We start from the raw sequence: 17,253 nt of genomic DNA on the forward strand, positions 1-17,253 counted from the left end.
GGCCGCTGTAACATGGTAGAAAAGCGTAAACCCACTCGTAAAAAACAGCAAGCGGTGACTGAAAAATCGGCTCTACAGGTTGAAATGTGGCGCTTTTATCTCATGTGGGCGGTGGTTTTAGCCTGCTTTATTGCTTTGGTTGGACGTGCTTTTTACGTACAAGTCATTAATACCGAATTTTTGCAAAATAAAGCCAATGCCAATATTTTAAGAACTGAAAAAATTAAGGCCATGCGCGGTGTGATTTATGACCGTCATGGTGTGCCTTTGGCGATCAGTACGCCGATTATGAAAGTGGTGATTGACCCACGTGATTATTTTGATAATAAAAAACTATTTGATGAAATTACCGCTGAATTAGCCAAAGATCCACACAATCGTAAATTGAAGCGTCAATTACCAGACAAAAATCTAAATCTGGATGAACTGGCTGATGCCGTGGGCATGGATCGTGCGGAACTGAAGCGGAAACTCAATGAACGTCCGCGTTCGCGCTACTTGGTTTTGAAAAAAGAAGTGCCACCTCAGCAAGCCGAACTGATTGCAAAACGTGAGTTCCAAGGTGTGTATACCGAAAAGAACTACAAACGTTACTATCCGCAGCCACAACCGAATGCGCAAATTATTGGTTTGACCAACAGTGAAGGTTCGGGCATTGAAGGTTTAGAAATGCAGCTGAATCAACGCTTGTCGGGTATTGATGGTGAGCAGCAAATTGTTCGAGATAAAAAGGGCAATCGTTTTAAAGATGCCGAGGTGGTTAAAGAAGTTGAGCCGGGCGAAAATATTACGCTCAGTATTGATTCGCGCCTTCAGTACATTATGTACCGTGAACTGACCGCTGCGGGTGTAGCCAATAATGCTCGTTCTGCCACAGCAATTGCGGTCGATGTGAAAACGGGTGAAATTTTAGCGATGGCGTCGTGGCCGTCGTATAACCCGAACGATAAAAACAGTTTGTCCAATAAAGACGCCATGCGTAACCGTGGTGCGGTTGACTCTTTCGAACCGGGTTCAACCATGAAGCCTTTGACCATTTCAATGGCCTTGGAAAGCGGCAAATACATGCCGAATACTGTGGTTAATACCACTCCGGGTTCGATGCGAGTCGGCAACCACACCATTCGAGATACACATAACTATGGTCCACTGACTTTGGGTGGAATTATTCAAAAATCGTCTAACGTGGGTGTGGCTAAAATTGCTTTGTCTCTCCCTTATGCAACTTTACCGACTTTTTATAAACGTCTCGGTTTTGGTCAGCGTTCAGCTGTTAAATTCCCGGGTGAAAGTGGTGGTTTAATTCTTCCACCAAGTAAATGGAATGTATCGGAAGTGGCGACCATGGCGTATGGCTATGGCTTAAATGCGACTGTGCTGCAAATGGTGGATGCTTATGCCATGTTGGCTAACAAAGGTGTGAAAATGCCTTTGAGTTTGTATAAGTTAGATGCGCCTCCCCGTGGTGAACAAATGATTGATCCAAAAATTGCGGATCAAGTTTTGTTGATGATGGAAACGGCAACCTTACCGGGTGGTACCGCGACTCGTGCAACCATTCCGGGTTACCGTGTAGGTGGTAAAACAGGAACCGCGCATAAGTTACGTGCTGACCGTAAAGGCTACTCAACCAATGAATATCGTGCACTTTTTGCCGGTGTTGCACCAGTCAGCGACCCGCGTTTAGCGATGGTGGTTGTGGTCGAAAACCCGCAAGGGACCTACTATGGTGGTACGGTGTCTGCGCCTGTATTTGCCCGTGTTATGCAAGAATCCTTACGTTTAATGAACGTGCCTTTAGATAAACCTTTAGATGCTCCTGTAATCAAGAGATAGGTGATGAATGTCCATTACATTTCAACAACTCTACACCGCTAACTTAAGCGCTGAATGGATGGCACAGCCATTTCAAGGTTTTGTTCTTGATAGTCGTAAAGTACAGGCAGGGCAAATTTTTATTGCGCTGACATCACTTTCACAACCTGAGAAAACAGAGCAGTTTGCGCAAATAGCCTTGGACAAAGGGGCTTTAGCAGTGGTGAGTGAAACTGAGCTTGCACTTGCAAACAGTATTGTGGTGCCGAATGTGCGTCACTTGATGGGAGGCTGGCAAAAGCAATTTTTGTTGGCCACTAGCCAAGTACAGCCTGCTCGTATTTTAGCGGTGACAGGAACCAATGGTAAAACCACCATTTCTCGTTTAGTCGCAGAACTGTTGATGCTACAAGGCAAATCATGTGCGGTAATGGGCACGACAGGTAATGGCATTTTGCCCAATTTAGAAGCATCGTCGCATACCACCTTGGATGCGCTGCATCTACAAAATGCACTACATAGCTATGCCAAGCAAGGTGCTGAATTTGCATCGATTGAAGCCTCTTCACATGGTTTGGAACAAGGCCGTTTAGCGGGCAGTGAAATTGAAATTGCTGCATATAGCAACTTAAGTCGCGACCATTTGGACTACCATGGCACGCTTGAGGTCTATGCCGAAGCTAAATCTCGCTTATTTCAATTTCCATCATTGAAAGTTGCAGTCATCAATCTGGATGATGAGCATGCTGGAGTCATGATTCAAGCGGCACAAAATAATCCAGCCCAACCGAAAATTTTAACTTATTCAACCACGCAGCCTGCAGACTATCTGGTAAAGAATATTCAATATAGCCTGACGGGTGCAAACTTTAGCTTGTGTACGGCACAGGCCGAATATCAGGTACAGAACCCATTATTGGGTCATTTTAATATTGAAAATTTGGTCGCCAGTTTAATTATGGTTGAACAAGCGGGTTTTGATTTAGCCGATGTGGTTGCTACAACAGCACAGCTCAAGGGTGCGCCAGGTCGTATGCAAGTGATTCGTGATGATGCGCGTTTGTTTGTGGTTGATTATGCGCATACGCCTGATGCTCTGGTGCAAGTCTTAAGTACGTTGAAGCGCCATGTGGAACAGCAACTCTGGGCAGTATTTGGCTGTGGTGGAGACCGCGACCGTGGCAAACGGCCACTCATGACCCAAGCAGCATTAAACGGAGCAGATGTGGTGTTGTTGACTTCAGATAACCCACGTACAGAAAATCCTGAGCAAATTTTTGCCGATATGAAAGCGGGGATTGATTTCTCAAACCGTGTGGTTCATGAAATCCATGATCGTCGTGAAGCGATTAAATTTGCCGTTCAACAGGCCCAAGCGGGTGATATTGTCGTGATTGCAGGCAAAGGTCATGAAAACTATCAAGAAATAGAGGGTGTTCGGCATTGGTTTGACGATGTCGTCGAAGTGCAATCCGCGATTGATACACAGCACCACACTACTGATTCTGCTTATCCTGCACACTAAGGAAGTCGTATGCATACCTCAACAACAAGCACAGTGCCTTTAGTGTCATGGACCGCCGCACAGTTGCTCGAAGCTACCCAAGGTTATTGGCTAAATGATCAAGCGCCAAATACTGAAATTAAACGCATTTTGACGGATTCACGTGATGCAGAAGCAGGAGATGCTTTCTTAGCACTCAAAGGCGAACGTTTTGATGCACATGCTTTTATTACGCAAGTTGCTGAACAAGGTTGCCAAGTGGCCATTGTGAGTCAGCCTATAGATGCAGAGGTTTGTCAGTTGGTGGTGCCCGATACACGTTTGGCATTGGGACAACTGGGGGCTTATCGCCGTGCACAAAACCCACAGCTAAAAGTGATTGCGCTGACGGGTAGTAGTGGTAAAACCACCACCAAAGAAATGTTAGGCAGTATTTTGTCACGTATAGCACCAACGTTGGTGACCCGTGGCAATCTGAATAATGACTTGGGTGTGCCAGTCATGTTATTGGAATTACATCCAGAGCATCAATATGCAGTGATGGAGTTGGGTGCAAGCCATCAAGGTGAAATTGACTATACTTCGAATTTGGTCCAGCCCTTGGTTGCAGGCATTATCAATATTGGTACAGCACACTTGGGTGAGTTTGGTGGACGCGATGGCATCTGCCGTGCTAAGTCTGAGATTTATGCGCATATTGCTCCAAATGGCACATCAATTGTTCCTGCAGCCGATGATTTTGCCGATAGCATTCGCCAAGCAGTGCAAACTGAACAGGTGCTCAGCTTTGGTGCGGGTGGTGAAATCTTTGCCACTGAGATTGAGTTACAGGCACAATCTGCAACGTTTAAGCTAAATACCCCGCAAGGCGTGCGTCAGGTGAATTTACCATTTGCTGGGGAGCATAATGTTCAAAATGCAACTGCTGCGGCAGCTTTTGCTTTAGCGATTGGTATTAGCTTGGATGATATTGTGCTTGGCCTTGAGCAAGCGGTCGGTGCAAAAGGGCGTTTGAACTTTATTCAACAAGGCCGTCATTTGTTGATTGATGATACCTACAATGCCAACCCAACCTCTATGCGTGCCGCTGCTGAAGTGCTTGCACAGCAAGAGGGGGTTCGAGTGATGGTGATGGGTGATATCGGTGAGCTAGGTAGCTCTGCTGCACAGCAGCACTATATGCTGGGGCGCGATTTGGTCTCAGTGAAAGGGCTGAACTTCGTGGTGGCTGTCGGTGAATTTGCACCTGCGGCACAAGAAGGTGCACGCAGCACCCAATATGGCAAAAAAATGCAGGCTTTTTTAACTCAAGAGCAGGCTTTGCCGTTCTTACTCAGTTTAATTGAAACACATCAACCCCAGTCTATGAGTTTCCTGTTTAAAGGTTCTCGTTATACCCATATGGAAACGTTGATGGCTGATTTGATGGAGAAACTCTAAATGTTGTTATGGTTGTTTGAACAACTGGCGGGCTACCATAGTTCGTTTCAGGTGGTTCGTTATTTAACATTGCGTTCTTTGCTCAGTGTTTTAACCGCACTGACCATTGGTCTAGTGCTCGGTCCTGTGATGATTCGCAAGTTGCAAGCACTCAAATATGGTCAAGCCGTGAGTTCATATGCTCCTGAAAATCATGCCAAAAAAATGGGCACACCAACCATGGGTGGTGTGTTGATCTTACTCTCAATTGGTATCTCCACACTGTTGTGGGCAGATTTATCCAACCCTTATGTATGGATTGTCTTGGCAGTGATGGTGATTTTTGGTGCAGTGGGTTGGGCCGATGACTGGATCAAGATTCGCTATAAAGACAATGCAGGCTTACCTGCCCGTAAAAAGTTCTTTTGGACGTCGCTTGCATCATTGGGCGCAGGTATTGCGCTATATGTAATTGCGCAACAACAGAGCAATCCTGTGCATACCGCAAATATGCTGGATCTGCTGATTCCATTTTTTAAAGATTTAAGTATTCCTTTGTCGGTGATTCCGTTGGGTATTGGTTTTATCATTTTCACCTATTTGGTAATTAATGGTGCATCAAATGCCGTGAACCTGACCGATGGTTTGGACGGTTTAGCGATTATGCCTGTAGTGCTTGTTGCAGCGGGTTTAGGTGTATTTGCATATTTGGCTGGTGATGTCCGTTTTGCCAATTATTTACATATTCCTTATGTGCGCTTTGCTTCTGAGTTGGTGGTGATTTGTGCAGCCATGATTGGCGCGGGTCTAGCCTTCCTCTGGTTTAATGCACACCCTGCACAGGTTTTTATGGGCGATGTGGGCGCATTATCATTGGGTGCAATGCTCGGTACAATTGCGGTCATGGTTCGTCAGGAAATTGTCTTTGCCATTATGGCTGGTGTGTTTTTGGTCGAAGCGATTTCAGTCTTCTTGCAAATTGGTTCCCTCAGAATGCGCAATAAACGGGTATTCCTGATGGCACCATTACACCACCATTATGAGAAAAAAGGCTGGCGTGAAACCCAAGTGGTGATTCGTTTTTGGATTATCACAATTATGCTGGTAGTTTTAGGTCTAATGACCTTAAAATTGCGTTAAGCAAAAGTATGAAAAGAGTCGGTATTTGCCGGCTTTTTTTATGCCTGAGGTAAGGTCTTGGAGAAAATAATGAATCTGCTCATGTGTCCTGTGTGTCGTGAGGCTTTAACTTTAAACGAAAGAACATGGCGCTGTGCGAATTCACATAGTTATGATGTGGCGAAACAAGGCTACGTCAATTTGCATGTCGTTCAACACAAGCACAGCAAAAATCCGGGGGATACGCGTGAGTCGGTACAAGCCCGCCGTGCCTTCTTAAGTGCAGGTCATTACGCGCCTTTACAGCAAGCAGTGATCAATAAGGTACGTGAGTTACGTATTGAAAATTTACTCGATATTGGTTGTGGTGAAGGCTATTACACCGATGCAATGCAGTCGGAGGTACTGCAATGTGTCGGTGTAGATATTGCAAAAAATGCAGTGCAAGTGGCTGCGAAAATCAATAAAAATATCACGTGGGTAGTGGGTACAGGAGCAACTTTACCCGTGTTGGATCAATCGATTGATTTATGTAGTAGTTTGTTTAGCCCGATTCCAATACAAGAGATTTTAAGGGTACTCAAACCGCAAGGATATTTGTTGGTGGTGACGCCTGCGCCTCAGCATTTATATGCCATGCGTGAGGCTTTGTTCGAAGAGGTGAAGCCGCATGAACCGAGCAAATTTGTAGAGCAGTTGAGTGATGCGTTTGATTTGGTGAGTGATGATGTTGTTGATGCTGATCTTAAGCTTAATCAGCAGGACTTAAAAAACCTGATTGCCATGACACCTTATGCCTATAAGGCGAAACAAGAGCGCCGTGAAGCTTTAGAGGCTCAAACAGCTTTTGAACTACAGGCACAGTATCAAATTTTACTGTTTCAGAAAAAAGCATAAGTATAAAAAAGCCCGCAGATGCGGGCTTTTATTATTGGACTTGATCAATCAAATGATCGAGCGCATCCGATTTAGGTTTTGGTTGTTCTTTGGGTGCTTGCATGGTGGGTGGGGTGCTGTTCTTTGGAACCAGCGTTTCCTCTTCACCCGGCAAATCATCAAAGTCATGCTCAGGAGCACGTGGAACTACCACCGGTGCAGGGCGATACAACGGCTGCGCCAAAGGTGGGGTTGGGCCTAAGTTACTCTGAGGTGTTTCTTTCTGATGGCGTTGAATCGGTGCTTTGGCTTTGGCATCGAGTTGAACCCACGCCGAAGGCGTGCCTTGTAAGGCTTTGCCCATGAAGTCCGTCCAAATTGGAAGCGCAGCCACACCGCCGTATTCGCGGCGTCCTAAAGTTGTTGGTTGGTCGAAACCAACCCACGCTACAGTGACCAATTTGCCATTAAAGCCGGCAAACCAAGCATCTTTTGCATCATTGGTGGTTCCTGTTTTACCGCCCAAGTCATCTCGTCCAATACGCAGCGCAGCACGGCCTGTACCATGTTGAATCACGTCTTTTAAAATATTCGCCATATCATAAGCAGAGCTAGATTTTAAAATACGTTGCGCTTGACGATAGTCACTGTTGATCTCAACAGGATTTGCCGATTTTTCAGCAGGGTTCAGCTCTTGGTTGGTGACTTCAATTACTTCATCATCAGGCGTGATGGTGTCAGCAGACTGAGGCTTTGATTCTTGTTGAGAGATACAACTGATACATGCATATTCAGGGTTGTTCTGATAAATGATCTTGCCATAGGCATCTTCAATACGATTAATGAAGTGCGGTTGAATACGATAACCGCCATTGGCAAAGGCTGAGTATCCAGTAGCCATTTGAATTGGTAAAACCTGAGGTGTTCCGAGTGCAATCGTGTAGTTGCGTGGAATCTGTTCATCAGTTAAGCCGAAGTCCATGAACAATTGGCGTGTACGTTCAATGCCCACGGTTTGCAGGAGTCGAACTGACACGGTGTTACGCGATAAATAGAGTGCACGACGCAGGGGAATCATGCCTAAATAGCGGCCATCGGCATTGCGTGGTGACCATTTCCCAATCGTGATTGGGCTGTCATTGACCATGCTATACGGTGTCATACCGCGCTCTAAAGCGAGTGCATAGACAAAGGGTTTAATAATTGAACCTGGTTGGCGCCAGCCTTGGGTGGTTCGGTTAAATTTAGATTGATAAAAATTATAACCACCAACCAGTGCTTCTACAGCGCCATTGTTTGGGTTAAGTGCAATCAGTTGGCCCTGAACTTTAGGCAGTTGCACCAAAGCCCATGAGGTTTTGTTGTCATTGGGGCGCAGACGTACGATGTCTTTCACTTTAACAATTTGAGATGCTCTTGATGGTGTACCGCCTACGGCATTCGCGTTGCGATAAGGACGTGTCCAAGACATGCCAGACCATGGCACGGTTACTGTTGAGCCATCTTGCATTAAGGCATCAAAACTATTTTGATTCACACGGGTGACTTCGGCAGGGAAGGTATTGGCAAAAGCACTAAAGCTACTTAAGGGTTTGTCATGGGCTTCCGCACCACGCCAACCATGACGACGGTCATAGGCTTCTAAACCATCTTGTACCGCTTGTTCGGCATAGGCTTGGCGTTCGCTGTTGATGGTGGTGTAAACCTTATAACCAGAGTCAATCGCGTGCTCGCCGAACTTTTCAATCAGTTCGCTACGGACCATTTCACCGATGTAGGGAAATCGGTTGCTTACCCCGCGGTCAGGCATATCGAGGTTAATTGGTTCTGCAATGCCTTTTTCATATTGGCTTTGGTTAATGTAGCCTAGCTGGAGCATACGACCCAAAATCCAGTTACGACGTTCTAAAGCACGTTCGGGGTTGACCACTGGATTGTATTTAGACGGCGCTTTAGGCAGACCTGCAATCATTGCCATTTGCGCAATGCTGAGTTCATCTAAGCTTTTGTTGTAGTAGATTTTAGCTGCCGCTGCGATACCGTAGGCATTTTTACCTAAGAAAATCTTATTGACATAGAGGGTTAAGATTTCCTCTTTCGTCAAATTTTGTTCAATTTTTCGGGCTAGAAAAACCTCAGTCAATTTACGTTTTAATGTACGCTCGGGACTGAGATAATAGTTTTTTGCCACTTGCATGGTGATGGTCGAGCCACCCGTTTGGACATTTGAGCCAGTAATACTTTCACTGACTGCACGTCCTAAACCTTTAAAACTGATACCACTATGCTCAAAAAAAGAAGAATCTTCCGCCGCTAAGAAGGCATGAATAAAACTTCGTGGGATCTGATCGTAATCTACGGGTACAGATAGCTTGCCACCGTATTCCGAAATGAGTTGGTTATCCGCACTATAAACTTGTAAAGGTTTTAGTAATGGCGCCTTTTTTAGAGTTGTCATTTGCGGCAAAGATGGGGCAATATAGAGATACATGCCATAAAAACCCATTGGAATTGAGACCAACATTATAATAATGATCAAAAAAAATGGATGAACACGGCCCGAACAAGATAGCTTTTTCATAACAAGTAAGTTTTAATAAGAGCTAATGGCAAACTAATTAGCGGTCAGTATATCCTGTACACATACGGAATGTTAGATGAGTTATTGTATCCGTATAAAATTATAGACGCGGACTAATTAGTGGGTTACTTTTTTTGGGGGATAAAAAAATAATAGGAATGATACTGTGCTCAGGTTATATCGTAAGCCAAGTAAGGGGTTAATAGGAGTAGATATTAGTTCGACTTCTGTTAAGGTATTGGAACTTTCTGTTAAAAACAATCGGTATTGGGTGGAGAGCTATGCACTAGTCCCATTACCAGAAGGAAGTGTGGTCGAAAAAAATATATTGAATCCAGAAGCAGTTGGTGATGCCCTTGAGCGTGCGGTAAATTTGGCCAATGTTCAATCGACAGACGTAGCGCTGGCAGTTCCGACTTCCATGGTGATTACTAAAATCATTGAAATGGATGCCGATATGAACGATGACGAACGTGAAATTCAGATTCGTGATGATGCTGAGCAATATATTCCATTCCCATTAGATGAGGCGAGTTTGGACTTTGAAGTCCTTCCAGACCGTTTACCAATCCAAATCGTGTCAATGTACTCCTCGTTGCAACCCGCATTGAAAATGTAGAGGCACGTGCCGAAGCATTGGAGTTGGGCGGTTTAACGCCTAAGATTGCCGATGTTGAAAGTTTCGCCATTGAAAATGCATTCAAAGTCTTTTCAGATACGCTTCCAATGGGCGTAAATACCGTTGGGATTTTAGACATTGGTCATACCATGACCACCTTGTCCGTTATGAGAAATAATAAAGTCATTTATACGCGTGAGCAGGTGTTCGGGGGGGAAACAACTGACCCAGGAAATTCAAAACCGTTATGGTTTATCTTTTGCGGAAGCAGGGCGTGCCAAAAAAAGCCGTACTTTGCCTGATGATTATGATATTGAAGTCCTTGAGCCATTTCTTGAAGCTTTAGTGGAGCAAGCTGCACGCTCTATGCAGTTCTTCTTTGCGTCCTCTCAATTTAATGAGATCGACCATATTTTATTGGCAGGGGGGAATGCTAATATTCCAGGACTGGCGAAGTTATTACAACAAAAATTAGGTTATCGGGTCACCATTGCCAACCCATTTTTACAGATGGGCTTTTCTCCACAAATCGACATTAAAAAAATTGAAAATGATGCTTCATCACTCATGGTGGCATGTGGATTGGCATTGAGGAGTTTTGATTAATGGCAAAAATAAACCTACTCCCTTGGCGTGATGCGTTAAGAGAGAAACGAAAAAAAGAATTTATTGCCTATTGTGTTGGGGCTGCATTAGTTGGGGTTTTAGCTGTTGCTTTGGCGTGGTTTTTTTACAGTCAAAAACTTGAAGATCAAGAACAAGCCAATCAGTTGGTGGTGAGTACCAATCAAAACTTAGATGTCCAATTAAAGTCATTGGAAGGTTTGCAAGAACAGCGAAATGCGATTGTTGAACGGATGAAGTTGATCCAAGGCTTGCAAGGTCAACGTCCTGTGGCTGTGCGTTTGGTCGATGAAATGGTACGTGTTACACCGAGTAATATGTACATTACTAAGTTTGTGCGTACAGGTGATAAATTTACCATTGAAGGTAAAGCGGAAAGCCCGAATACAGTTGCGGAATTCTTACGTAATCTCGAAGCATCTGCGTGGTATCGCAATGCCTTTATGAATTCATTCTTGGTTGCTGAAGAGAAAAAAGATAAAGCACCAAGTTCTATCGTGCCACGTGTTGAAGAAACCTATGGCACCTTTGTGGTCACGGCAGATTTAGATGAGATTGCACAGCCAGTAGCGCCTGATGCGACTACACCTGAAGCCGCAAGCACAGTTAATAATTCAACAGCGGGGGCAGCACAATGAGTCGCGATGAATTTGAAGAATTAACATCAGAAAACCATGCTGTAGCCAAGAAAAAAATGACGGTTGATAAATTTTTTCAACAGTTTAATACCTTAGATCCAAACAATTACGGTAGTTGGCCCTTTTCAGTCAAATTGACTTGTTGGATCTTTATCATTTTAGTGATTGGGGCATTGGGTTATTTTGTCGTGATTAAGCCGAAGCTTGATGCGATTTCAAATGCACATGCACAAGAACAAAATTTACTGAATGAGTTTCGTGAAAAAGATTCAAAATTACGTAATTTGCAGCAATATCAAGTGCAATTGCAAGAAATGGAAGCCAATTTTAATCAGCAGTTAGAACAGCTGCCGAAAGAAACTGAAATTCCTGGCTTGGTTGAAGATATCAACGTGAGCGGCGTAAATTCTGGATTAAAGTTTAAAAATATTCGTTTAGAACCAGAAATTCGCCAAGAGTTCTTTATCGAACAGCCGATTTCCATTGAAGCGACGGGTGATTATCATTCTTTTGGTTCATTTGTCAGTGGAATTGCAGCTTTACCGCGTATTGTTACCTTGCATGACTTCGATATCTCAGCATCAAGTAACAATGATAAAAAGACGGATATTCCGCAAATTTCATATAGTGTAAAAGCGAAAACCTACCGTTATGTCGGGGCAACGGCTACAACGGATGTTGATGTAAAAGATACAAAAAATGATAAGAAAGCCGATGCGGGAGGTGCCAAGTAATGAAACATCAAAACCTCTTACTTAGTCTCTGCGTAGGACTATTCCTTGTCGGTTGTGATTCACGTATTGATGCGGTCAATATGCAAATGGCTGAAATTCGCAATCAGCCACCATTGCCGATTGAGCCAGCGCCAGATTTCCCACCTGTACCGACCTTTAACTATGCTGCGCACCAATTAAAGAGCCCGTTTATGCCAAGCTCTTTAGCGGCTGAACTGAAGATTATGGCTGGAAAGCGTGTCTATCTAAACCTATCGCGCCAATTACAACCCTTGGAAAGTTATGCGATTGAATCGCTTAACATGAAAGGAAGCATGCGCGGACAAAATGGACAAATTTTGGCGTTGATTCAAACACCGGATGGTGAAATTGAACGCGTGCAGCGTGGTAGTTATTTGGGGATGAATCATGGTCGTGTGATTAATATCACCGCTACACAAATTGATTTGATTGAAATTATTCTGGATGGGCGTGAGGGCTATGTCGAGCGCCCGAGAAGCCTAGTATTAATTGGGCCGGCGCCTTAAAAAAGGAAAAGGAATAAAAATGAAAAATAGTGCTAAAGATTTTATATTTGGGGATGGCAATACGATGAACCATATGTTCCGTCAGTTTTCAATGGGTGCAATTGCAATGGCGGTGATGCAGGCTGCAAGTGCGCAAGTCAGTATTACGAATATTGTGCCGATGCAAATTCCGGGACAGGGAACAGAAATTCGTGTCATGTTCAACGGTTTGCCACCACAGCCGCAAGCCTATCAGTTGGAACAGCCATCACGTTTGGTTTTGGATTTTGATAAAGCGCAGCAGAGCTTAAAACAAGGCAGTATTGCGGTGGCAACGGCTGAAGCAAGTACAGTAGATGTAACTTCAGCTGCGCAGCGTTCACGTTTAACTGTAAATTTGGCTGATGCTGGTGCATTTACTACACGTGTTGAAGGTAATACTTTTATTCTGAAAATTAACTCAGCGAACCCAGCGCTAGCAACACCTGTTGCTGCAGCGCGTTCAGAGCAAGGTATTTCAAATATTGGATTCCAACGTGGTTCAGACGGCGAAGGCCAAGTTGTCATTGATTTAAAAGGTAGCAATACCCCTGTCGATGTGAAACAACAAGGCAGTAAAATTGTGGTGCGCGTTTTGGGGAATAAAATTCCTGCCCACTTATCGCGCCGTCTCAATGTGAATGATTTCGCAACGCCTGTATCGACCACTGATGCACAAAATGATGGCAGTAACGGCCTGATCACGATCCAATCGAATGGCAGTTTTGAATATATGGCTTATCAGGCAGAAGATAAGCTCACCATTAGTTTAAAGCGTCCTGAAGATAAAAATCCAATGAAGCCTAGGTGTTTAGTCCCGGCATTTGATGGATCGGATCAATTTTAAAAAGTTCAGGTTCATCTGTCCACTGTTTGCAGATGAATTCGTAGGGAGTCAGGCCCCTGAGTGTTTTGAGTCTGCGGCCGAAGTTGTATGCAGCAATAAAATCAGCAAGGTGAATGCATAGCTGAGTGTGATCGTCGTAATGGAACCGTTTGACAGTAGCTTCTTTAATCGTTCGGTTCATCCTCTCGACCTGTCCATTGGTCCATGGATGCTTAACCTTGGTAAGACGATGTTCAATGCCACATTCAGTACAAACCCGATCAAAGATGTGCTCAGAGGCGTAGCGATCACAGGTGCGGTTCGTGAACTGGATGCCGTTATCTGTTAGCACCGTATGGATTCTATAGGGCACAGCCTTAACCAGATTGCGCATGAACTCCGCGGCTGCCATCTTACTGGCTTTAGTATGCAATTCAGTGAACGCAAACTTGGAAGTGCGATCAATGGCAACGAAGAGATAAAGCTTACCCTGTGCTGTTTGCATCTCAGCGATGTCGATATGAAAGTAACCAATGGGGTAGCTCTTGAAGCGCTTCCTGACAGGGCGATCACCTTGTACCTCAGGCAGTCGTGAAATACCATGCCGCTGTAAGCAGCGGTGTAACGACGAGCGTGTCAGATAAGGAATACTCGGCTGCAATGCATAAAGGCAATCGTCTAGCGGCAACAAAGTGCGTTTTCGAAAAGCAACAATTGCCGCCTCATCTTCAGGCGATAACACGCTTGAGCGAGAATTCTTTGGGCCGGTTGTAAGATCATCTACTGAAGTACGTTTCTTCCATTTTGCGACGGTCTTTTGATTGATGCCGTAACGCTTGGCTAGCGTTCTTAAGCTCTCTTGACTATTTTGTATTGCTCGACGCACTGCCTGTGTCGTTGTGGCGCTGCTGTGTAGAACTTGTCCCATAGTGCTTCCTTCCATTTATCTGAGAATATTGCACCATTAAAATCTGGGACTAAACACCTAAAGCACCAAGTGCTTATACGGGCAAAAAGATTTCTTTAGATTTCCAAGATATTGAAGTACGCCGTGTATTACAGCTCTTAGCTGATTTTACAGGCATTAACATGGTGGCCTCGGATACGGTACAAGGTAATATTACCTTGCGCCTTAAAGATGTACCTTGGGATCAGGCACTTGATATCATAATGAAAACCAAGAATTTGGATAAGCGACGCAATGGTAATGTGATTTGGATTGCACCTGTAGCTGAGCTGATTAAATCTGAGGAAGAAGAGGCGAAAGCCATCGCGCAAAGTATTAAGCTTTCACCTATTCAAACCGATTATATTCAATTGAGTTATGCTAAATCGGCGGATGTACTGAAGTTATTGGAGGACTCTCGTGATAGTAAAGGAGGTGAGTCGAACCGAACAGCGGGTTCAGACTCCTTAGCTTTGGAAAGTTTATTGAGTGCTCGTGGTAGTGCGGTTTCTGATTCGCGTACCAATACTTTAATTATTAATGATAGGCAGCAAAATATTGACAAGATTCGTCGCATGATTGACTTGCTGGATGTCGCAGTTAAACAGGTGATGGTCGAAGCCCGTATTGTAACGGCGTCAACAGATTTTTCTCGCGAATTGGGGATTAAGTGGAGCGCGAAGAAGCTGGGCAATAGCCCAGTATGGGGCGGAGATTTCCAGCCAAGTTTTGATTTGGGGGTGGATTTAGCAACAAACACGGCTGGTACGTTTAACTTTGGTTTACTGAAGATCTCAGATTATATGTTAAACCTTGAGTTAAGCGCACTTCAAGCGGATGGTCATGGTGAAGTGTTATCAGCACCTAAAGTACTGACTGGTGATAAACAGAAAGCCTATATCTTGCGTGGTACAGAGATTCCTTATCAAACATGGAGTGCGACGGAAGGCTTAAAAACCGAATTCCGTGCGGCTAACTTAAAGTTAGAGGTGACTCCAAGTATCACCCCTGATGGTAAAGTTCAAATGGCGCTAAAAATTGAAAAAGATACAGTTGGTACACTAACATCAGCAGGGTATTTAATTAATACAAATGAACTTGAAACTAATGTTTTGGTTGATGATGGTGAAACAGTCGTACTTGGCGGTATTTTTGATGACATTAAGCAAAATCAATATGAGAAAGTTCCATTTTTTGGGGATTTGCCTGTAGTGGGTGCTTTATTTAAAAATAACACCAGATCTAGTGCGCAAACTGAGTTATTGATTTTTGTGACACCACGAATTGTTAATGACAGTGTTTCAAGAAATCATTAATATATTTTTAATTTGAACAAATCTAAAAGGTGACTCCTTGCCAAGCAAAGAGTTTGAAACCCTACCAAATATTTATTTGGTAGGGCCTATGGGGGCTGGAAAAACAACGGTAGGACGACATTTAGCTGAACTGTTAGGACGAGAGTTTCTTGATAGCGATCATGAGATTGAGCGTAAAACAGGGGCAACGATTCCATGGATCTTTGAAAAAGAGGGCGAGCTTGGATTTCGTAGTCGTGAAACGGTTGTAATCGATGAGTTAACCTCTCGACCCAACTTGGTCTTGGCCACAGGTGGTGGGGCGGTGACTCAGGCTCCAAATCGCGCATTTCTCAAACAACGTGGTATTGTTGTTTATCTTTATACTCCTGTAGAGATTCAACTACAGCGAACCTATCGTGATAAAAATCGTCCACTGCTTCAAGTGGAGAATCCTGAACAAAAGTTAACTGACTTGCTCAGCGTTCGAGATCCTTTATATCGTGAAGTTGCCCATTATATTATTGAGACCAATCAAGGGGCTGCACGTGATCTTGCGCAGCGTATCTTAAACTTGATTCTTTTAAAGTAGTTTTGATTCAGTTTTGAAGTGATTTGATCCATGCAAACCTTATATGTTGAACTTGGCGAACGCCGTTACCCGATCTTTATTGGTAGTGATTTAGATCCAAACGCTTTACTTGAGCCGTATATTCATGGTCGCCAAGTGATGATTGTGAGTAATGAAACGGTCGCGCCTTTGTATTTAGCGCGTTACGTGGCAGCAATTGAAGCGTTGGGAAAAACAGTTGCAACCTGTATTTTGCCTGATGGAGAAAAATATAAGAATATTGAGCACCTCAACCTGATTTTTGATGCATTGCTAGCGTCAGGCTTCAACCGTGATTGTACAGTTTTAGCTTTAGGTGGTGGTGTGATTGGAGATATGGCGGGCTTTGCTTCAGCATGCTTCCAGCGTGGGGTCTATTTTATTCAGGTGCCAACGACACTTCTTTCACAGGTTGATTCGAGTGTTGGTGGTAAAACAGGGATTAATCATCCGCTGGGTAAAAACATGATCGGGGCATTTCAACAACCGCAAGTGGTCTTGGCGGATATGTCTCAACTTAAAACGCTGCCAGCACGTGAGTTATCCGCAGGTTTGGCAGAAGTGATTAAGTACGCACTCTTGGGGGATACAGACTTTCTCACTTGGTTGGAACAACATATAGATGATTTGGTGCAGGGTGATGAAGCTGCACTGGCTGAAGCTGTGTATCGTTCTTGTGCCCATAAAGCGCGTATTGTTGCCAATGATGAAAAAGAGCAAGGTGAGCGTGCCTTATTGAATCTTGGGCATACCTTTGGACATGCGATTGAATCTTATCTAGGCTATGGTGAATGGCTCCATGGTGAAGCTGTGGCAACAGGTATGGTGATGGCAGCAGATTTATCGCAGCGTATGGGATGGATCAGTGCAGAAGATTTGGCGCGTACAAAAAATATCATTCAACGCGCGAATTTACCGATAGTATGTCCGCAGATTCCCCTCGATGACTTTTTGGCGTATATGGCTCATGATAAAAAAGTCTTGAACGGGCAACTGCGTTTGGTTTTGATGCAAGCGGTAGGACAGGCCATCATTACCAAAACATTTGATGTAGAATTGATGAAACAGGCGATTTTAGCCAACCAAGAGCAGGCATAACTTT

At 44.2% G+C, this 17,253-nt stretch carries 12 protein-coding genes and 3 pseudogenes; 13 read left to right on the top strand and 2 right to left on the bottom strand.

Going from position 1 to position 17,253, the window contains the following annotated elements:
- Positions 1-12: 12 nt before the first annotated feature.
- The 5 genes from ftsI to AC4CUZ_RS05125 all read left to right on the top strand — a co-directional run bounded on the left by ftsI (position 13) and on the right by AC4CUZ_RS05125 (position 6,754).
- A complete protein-coding gene (ftsI, locus tag AC4CUZ_RS05105; RefSeq protein WP_010327652.1) occupies positions 13-1,836 on the top strand; it encodes a penicillin-binding protein PBP3 in 1,824 nt (607 codons plus the stop codon).
- A gap of 7 nt (positions 1,837-1,843) precedes the next feature.
- On the top strand, positions 1,844-3,340 hold the full coding sequence (locus tag AC4CUZ_RS05110; RefSeq protein ID WP_005401359.1) for a UDP-N-acetylmuramoyl-L-alanyl-D-glutamate--2,6-diaminopimelate ligase: 1,497 nt from the start codon (positions 1,844-1,846) through the stop codon (positions 3,338-3,340).
- Positions 3,341-3,349: 9 nt separating this feature from the next.
- On the top strand, positions 3,350-4,759 hold the full coding sequence (locus tag AC4CUZ_RS05115; RefSeq protein ID WP_005401358.1) for a UDP-N-acetylmuramoyl-tripeptide--D-alanyl-D-alanine ligase: 1,410 nt from the start codon (positions 3,350-3,352) through the stop codon (positions 4,757-4,759).
- Positions 4,760-5,878, top strand: a complete 1,119-nt coding sequence (gene mraY / locus AC4CUZ_RS05120) for a phospho-N-acetylmuramoyl-pentapeptide-transferase (RefSeq protein WP_004691502.1) — start codon at positions 4,760-4,762, stop codon at positions 5,876-5,878. It abuts the gene before it with no gap.
- A 69-nt stretch (positions 5,879-5,947) separates the two neighbouring features.
- On the top strand, positions 5,948-6,754 hold the full coding sequence (locus AC4CUZ_RS05125; RefSeq protein WP_039890567.1) for a putative RNA methyltransferase: 807 nt from the start codon (positions 5,948-5,950) through the stop codon (positions 6,752-6,754).
- 31 nt (positions 6,755-6,785) lie between these two features.
- On the opposite strand, the gene ponA is transcribed toward AC4CUZ_RS05125, so the two are convergent.
- On the bottom strand, positions 6,786-9,314 hold the full coding sequence (gene ponA / locus AC4CUZ_RS05130; protein WP_005401356.1) for a penicillin-binding protein PBP1a: 2,529 nt from the start codon (positions 9,312-9,314) through the stop codon (positions 6,786-6,788).
- Positions 9,315-9,480: 166 nt separating this feature from the next.
- Between ponA and AC4CUZ_RS05135 the strand changes: the two are divergent.
- The 5 genes and pseudogenes from AC4CUZ_RS05135 to AC4CUZ_RS05155 form a co-directional block, all read left to right on the top strand.
- Positions 9,481-10,539, top strand: a pseudogene (locus AC4CUZ_RS05135) (pilus assembly protein PilM).
- A complete protein-coding gene (locus AC4CUZ_RS05140) occupies positions 10,539-11,195 on the top strand; it encodes a PilN domain-containing protein (RefSeq protein ID WP_005401354.1) in 657 nt (218 codons plus the stop codon). The pseudogene AC4CUZ_RS05135 and the gene AC4CUZ_RS05140 overlap by 1 nt, the downstream one beginning before the upstream one ends.
- Positions 11,192-11,929 carry a type IV pilus inner membrane component PilO gene (locus AC4CUZ_RS05145; protein ID WP_005401353.1) on the top strand — a complete coding sequence of 246 codons (738 nt, stop codon included), beginning with the start codon at positions 11,192-11,194 and terminating at the stop codon, positions 11,927-11,929. The genes AC4CUZ_RS05140 and AC4CUZ_RS05145 overlap by 4 nt, the downstream gene beginning before the upstream one ends.
- Positions 11,929-12,456 (top strand): pilus assembly protein PilP, encoded by a 528-nt coding sequence (locus AC4CUZ_RS05150; protein ID WP_005401352.1) that lies wholly within the window; start codon positions 11,929-11,931, stop codon positions 12,454-12,456. The genes AC4CUZ_RS05145 and AC4CUZ_RS05150 overlap by 1 nt, the downstream gene beginning before the upstream one ends.
- 64 nt (positions 12,457-12,520) lie before the next feature.
- Positions 12,521-13,267 (top strand): annotated as a pseudogene (locus tag AC4CUZ_RS05155) (AMIN domain-containing protein); the annotation flags it as partial.
- A gap of 10 nt (positions 13,268-13,277) precedes the next feature.
- Here AC4CUZ_RS05155 and AC4CUZ_RS05160 read toward each other — a convergent pair.
- Positions 13,278-14,228 carry an IS481 family transposase gene (locus AC4CUZ_RS05160; RefSeq protein WP_004694879.1) on the bottom strand — a complete coding sequence of 317 codons (951 nt, stop codon included), beginning with the start codon at positions 14,226-14,228 and terminating at the stop codon, positions 13,278-13,280.
- A gap of 56 nt (positions 14,229-14,284) precedes the next feature.
- Between AC4CUZ_RS05160 and AC4CUZ_RS05165 the strand changes: the two are divergent.
- The 3 genes and pseudogenes from AC4CUZ_RS05165 to aroB all read left to right on the top strand — a co-directional run.
- Positions 14,285-15,562, top strand: a pseudogene (locus AC4CUZ_RS05165) (type IV pilus secretin PilQ); the annotation flags it as partial.
- 37 nt (positions 15,563-15,599) lie between these two features.
- Entirely contained in the window at positions 15,600-16,133 is a 534-nt protein-coding gene (gene aroK / locus AC4CUZ_RS05170; protein WP_005401350.1) for a shikimate kinase AroK, read from the top strand.
- Positions 16,134-16,163: 30 nt separating this feature from the next.
- On the top strand, positions 16,164-17,249 hold the full coding sequence (aroB, locus tag AC4CUZ_RS05175) for a 3-dehydroquinate synthase (RefSeq protein WP_005401349.1): 1,086 nt from the start codon (positions 16,164-16,166) through the stop codon (positions 17,247-17,249).
- Positions 17,250-17,253: the final 4 nt, after the last annotated feature.

It is taken from the genome of Acinetobacter sp. 789_lipA (assembly GCF_058242845.1).

Excerpts from the sequence above, each read along its gene's own strand:
- AC4CUZ_RS05115 (WP_005401358.1), top strand. The coding sequence starts at position 3,350 with ATGCATACCTCAACAACAAGCACAGTGCCTTTAGTGTCATGGACCGCC.
- AC4CUZ_RS05150 (WP_005401352.1), top strand. The coding sequence starts at position 11,929 with ATGAAACATCAAAACCTCTTACTTAGTCTCTGCGTAGGACTATTCCTT.
- ftsI (WP_010327652.1), top strand. The coding sequence starts at position 13 with ATGGTAGAAAAGCGTAAACCCACTCGTAAAAAACAGCAAGCGGTGACT.
- mraY (WP_004691502.1), top strand. The coding sequence starts at position 4,760 with ATGTTGTTATGGTTGTTTGAACAACTGGCGGGCTACCATAGTTCGTTT.
- AC4CUZ_RS05125 (WP_039890567.1), top strand. The coding sequence starts at position 5,948 with ATGAATCTGCTCATGTGTCCTGTGTGTCGTGAGGCTTTAACTTTAAAC.
- AC4CUZ_RS05140 (WP_005401354.1), top strand. The coding sequence starts at position 10,539 with ATGGCAAAAATAAACCTACTCCCTTGGCGTGATGCGTTAAGAGAGAAA.
- AC4CUZ_RS05110 (WP_005401359.1), top strand. The coding sequence starts at position 1,844 with ATGTCCATTACATTTCAACAACTCTACACCGCTAACTTAAGCGCTGAA.
- AC4CUZ_RS05160 (WP_004694879.1), bottom strand. The coding sequence starts at position 14,228 with ATGGGACAAGTTCTACACAGCAGCGCCACAACGACACAGGCAGTGCGT.
- AC4CUZ_RS05145 (WP_005401353.1), top strand. The coding sequence starts at position 11,192 with ATGAGTCGCGATGAATTTGAAGAATTAACATCAGAAAACCATGCTGTA.
- aroB (WP_005401349.1), top strand. The coding sequence starts at position 16,164 with ATGCAAACCTTATATGTTGAACTTGGCGAACGCCGTTACCCGATCTTT.
- ponA (WP_005401356.1), bottom strand. The coding sequence starts at position 9,314 with ATGAAAAAGCTATCTTGTTCGGGCCGTGTTCATCCATTTTTTTTGATC.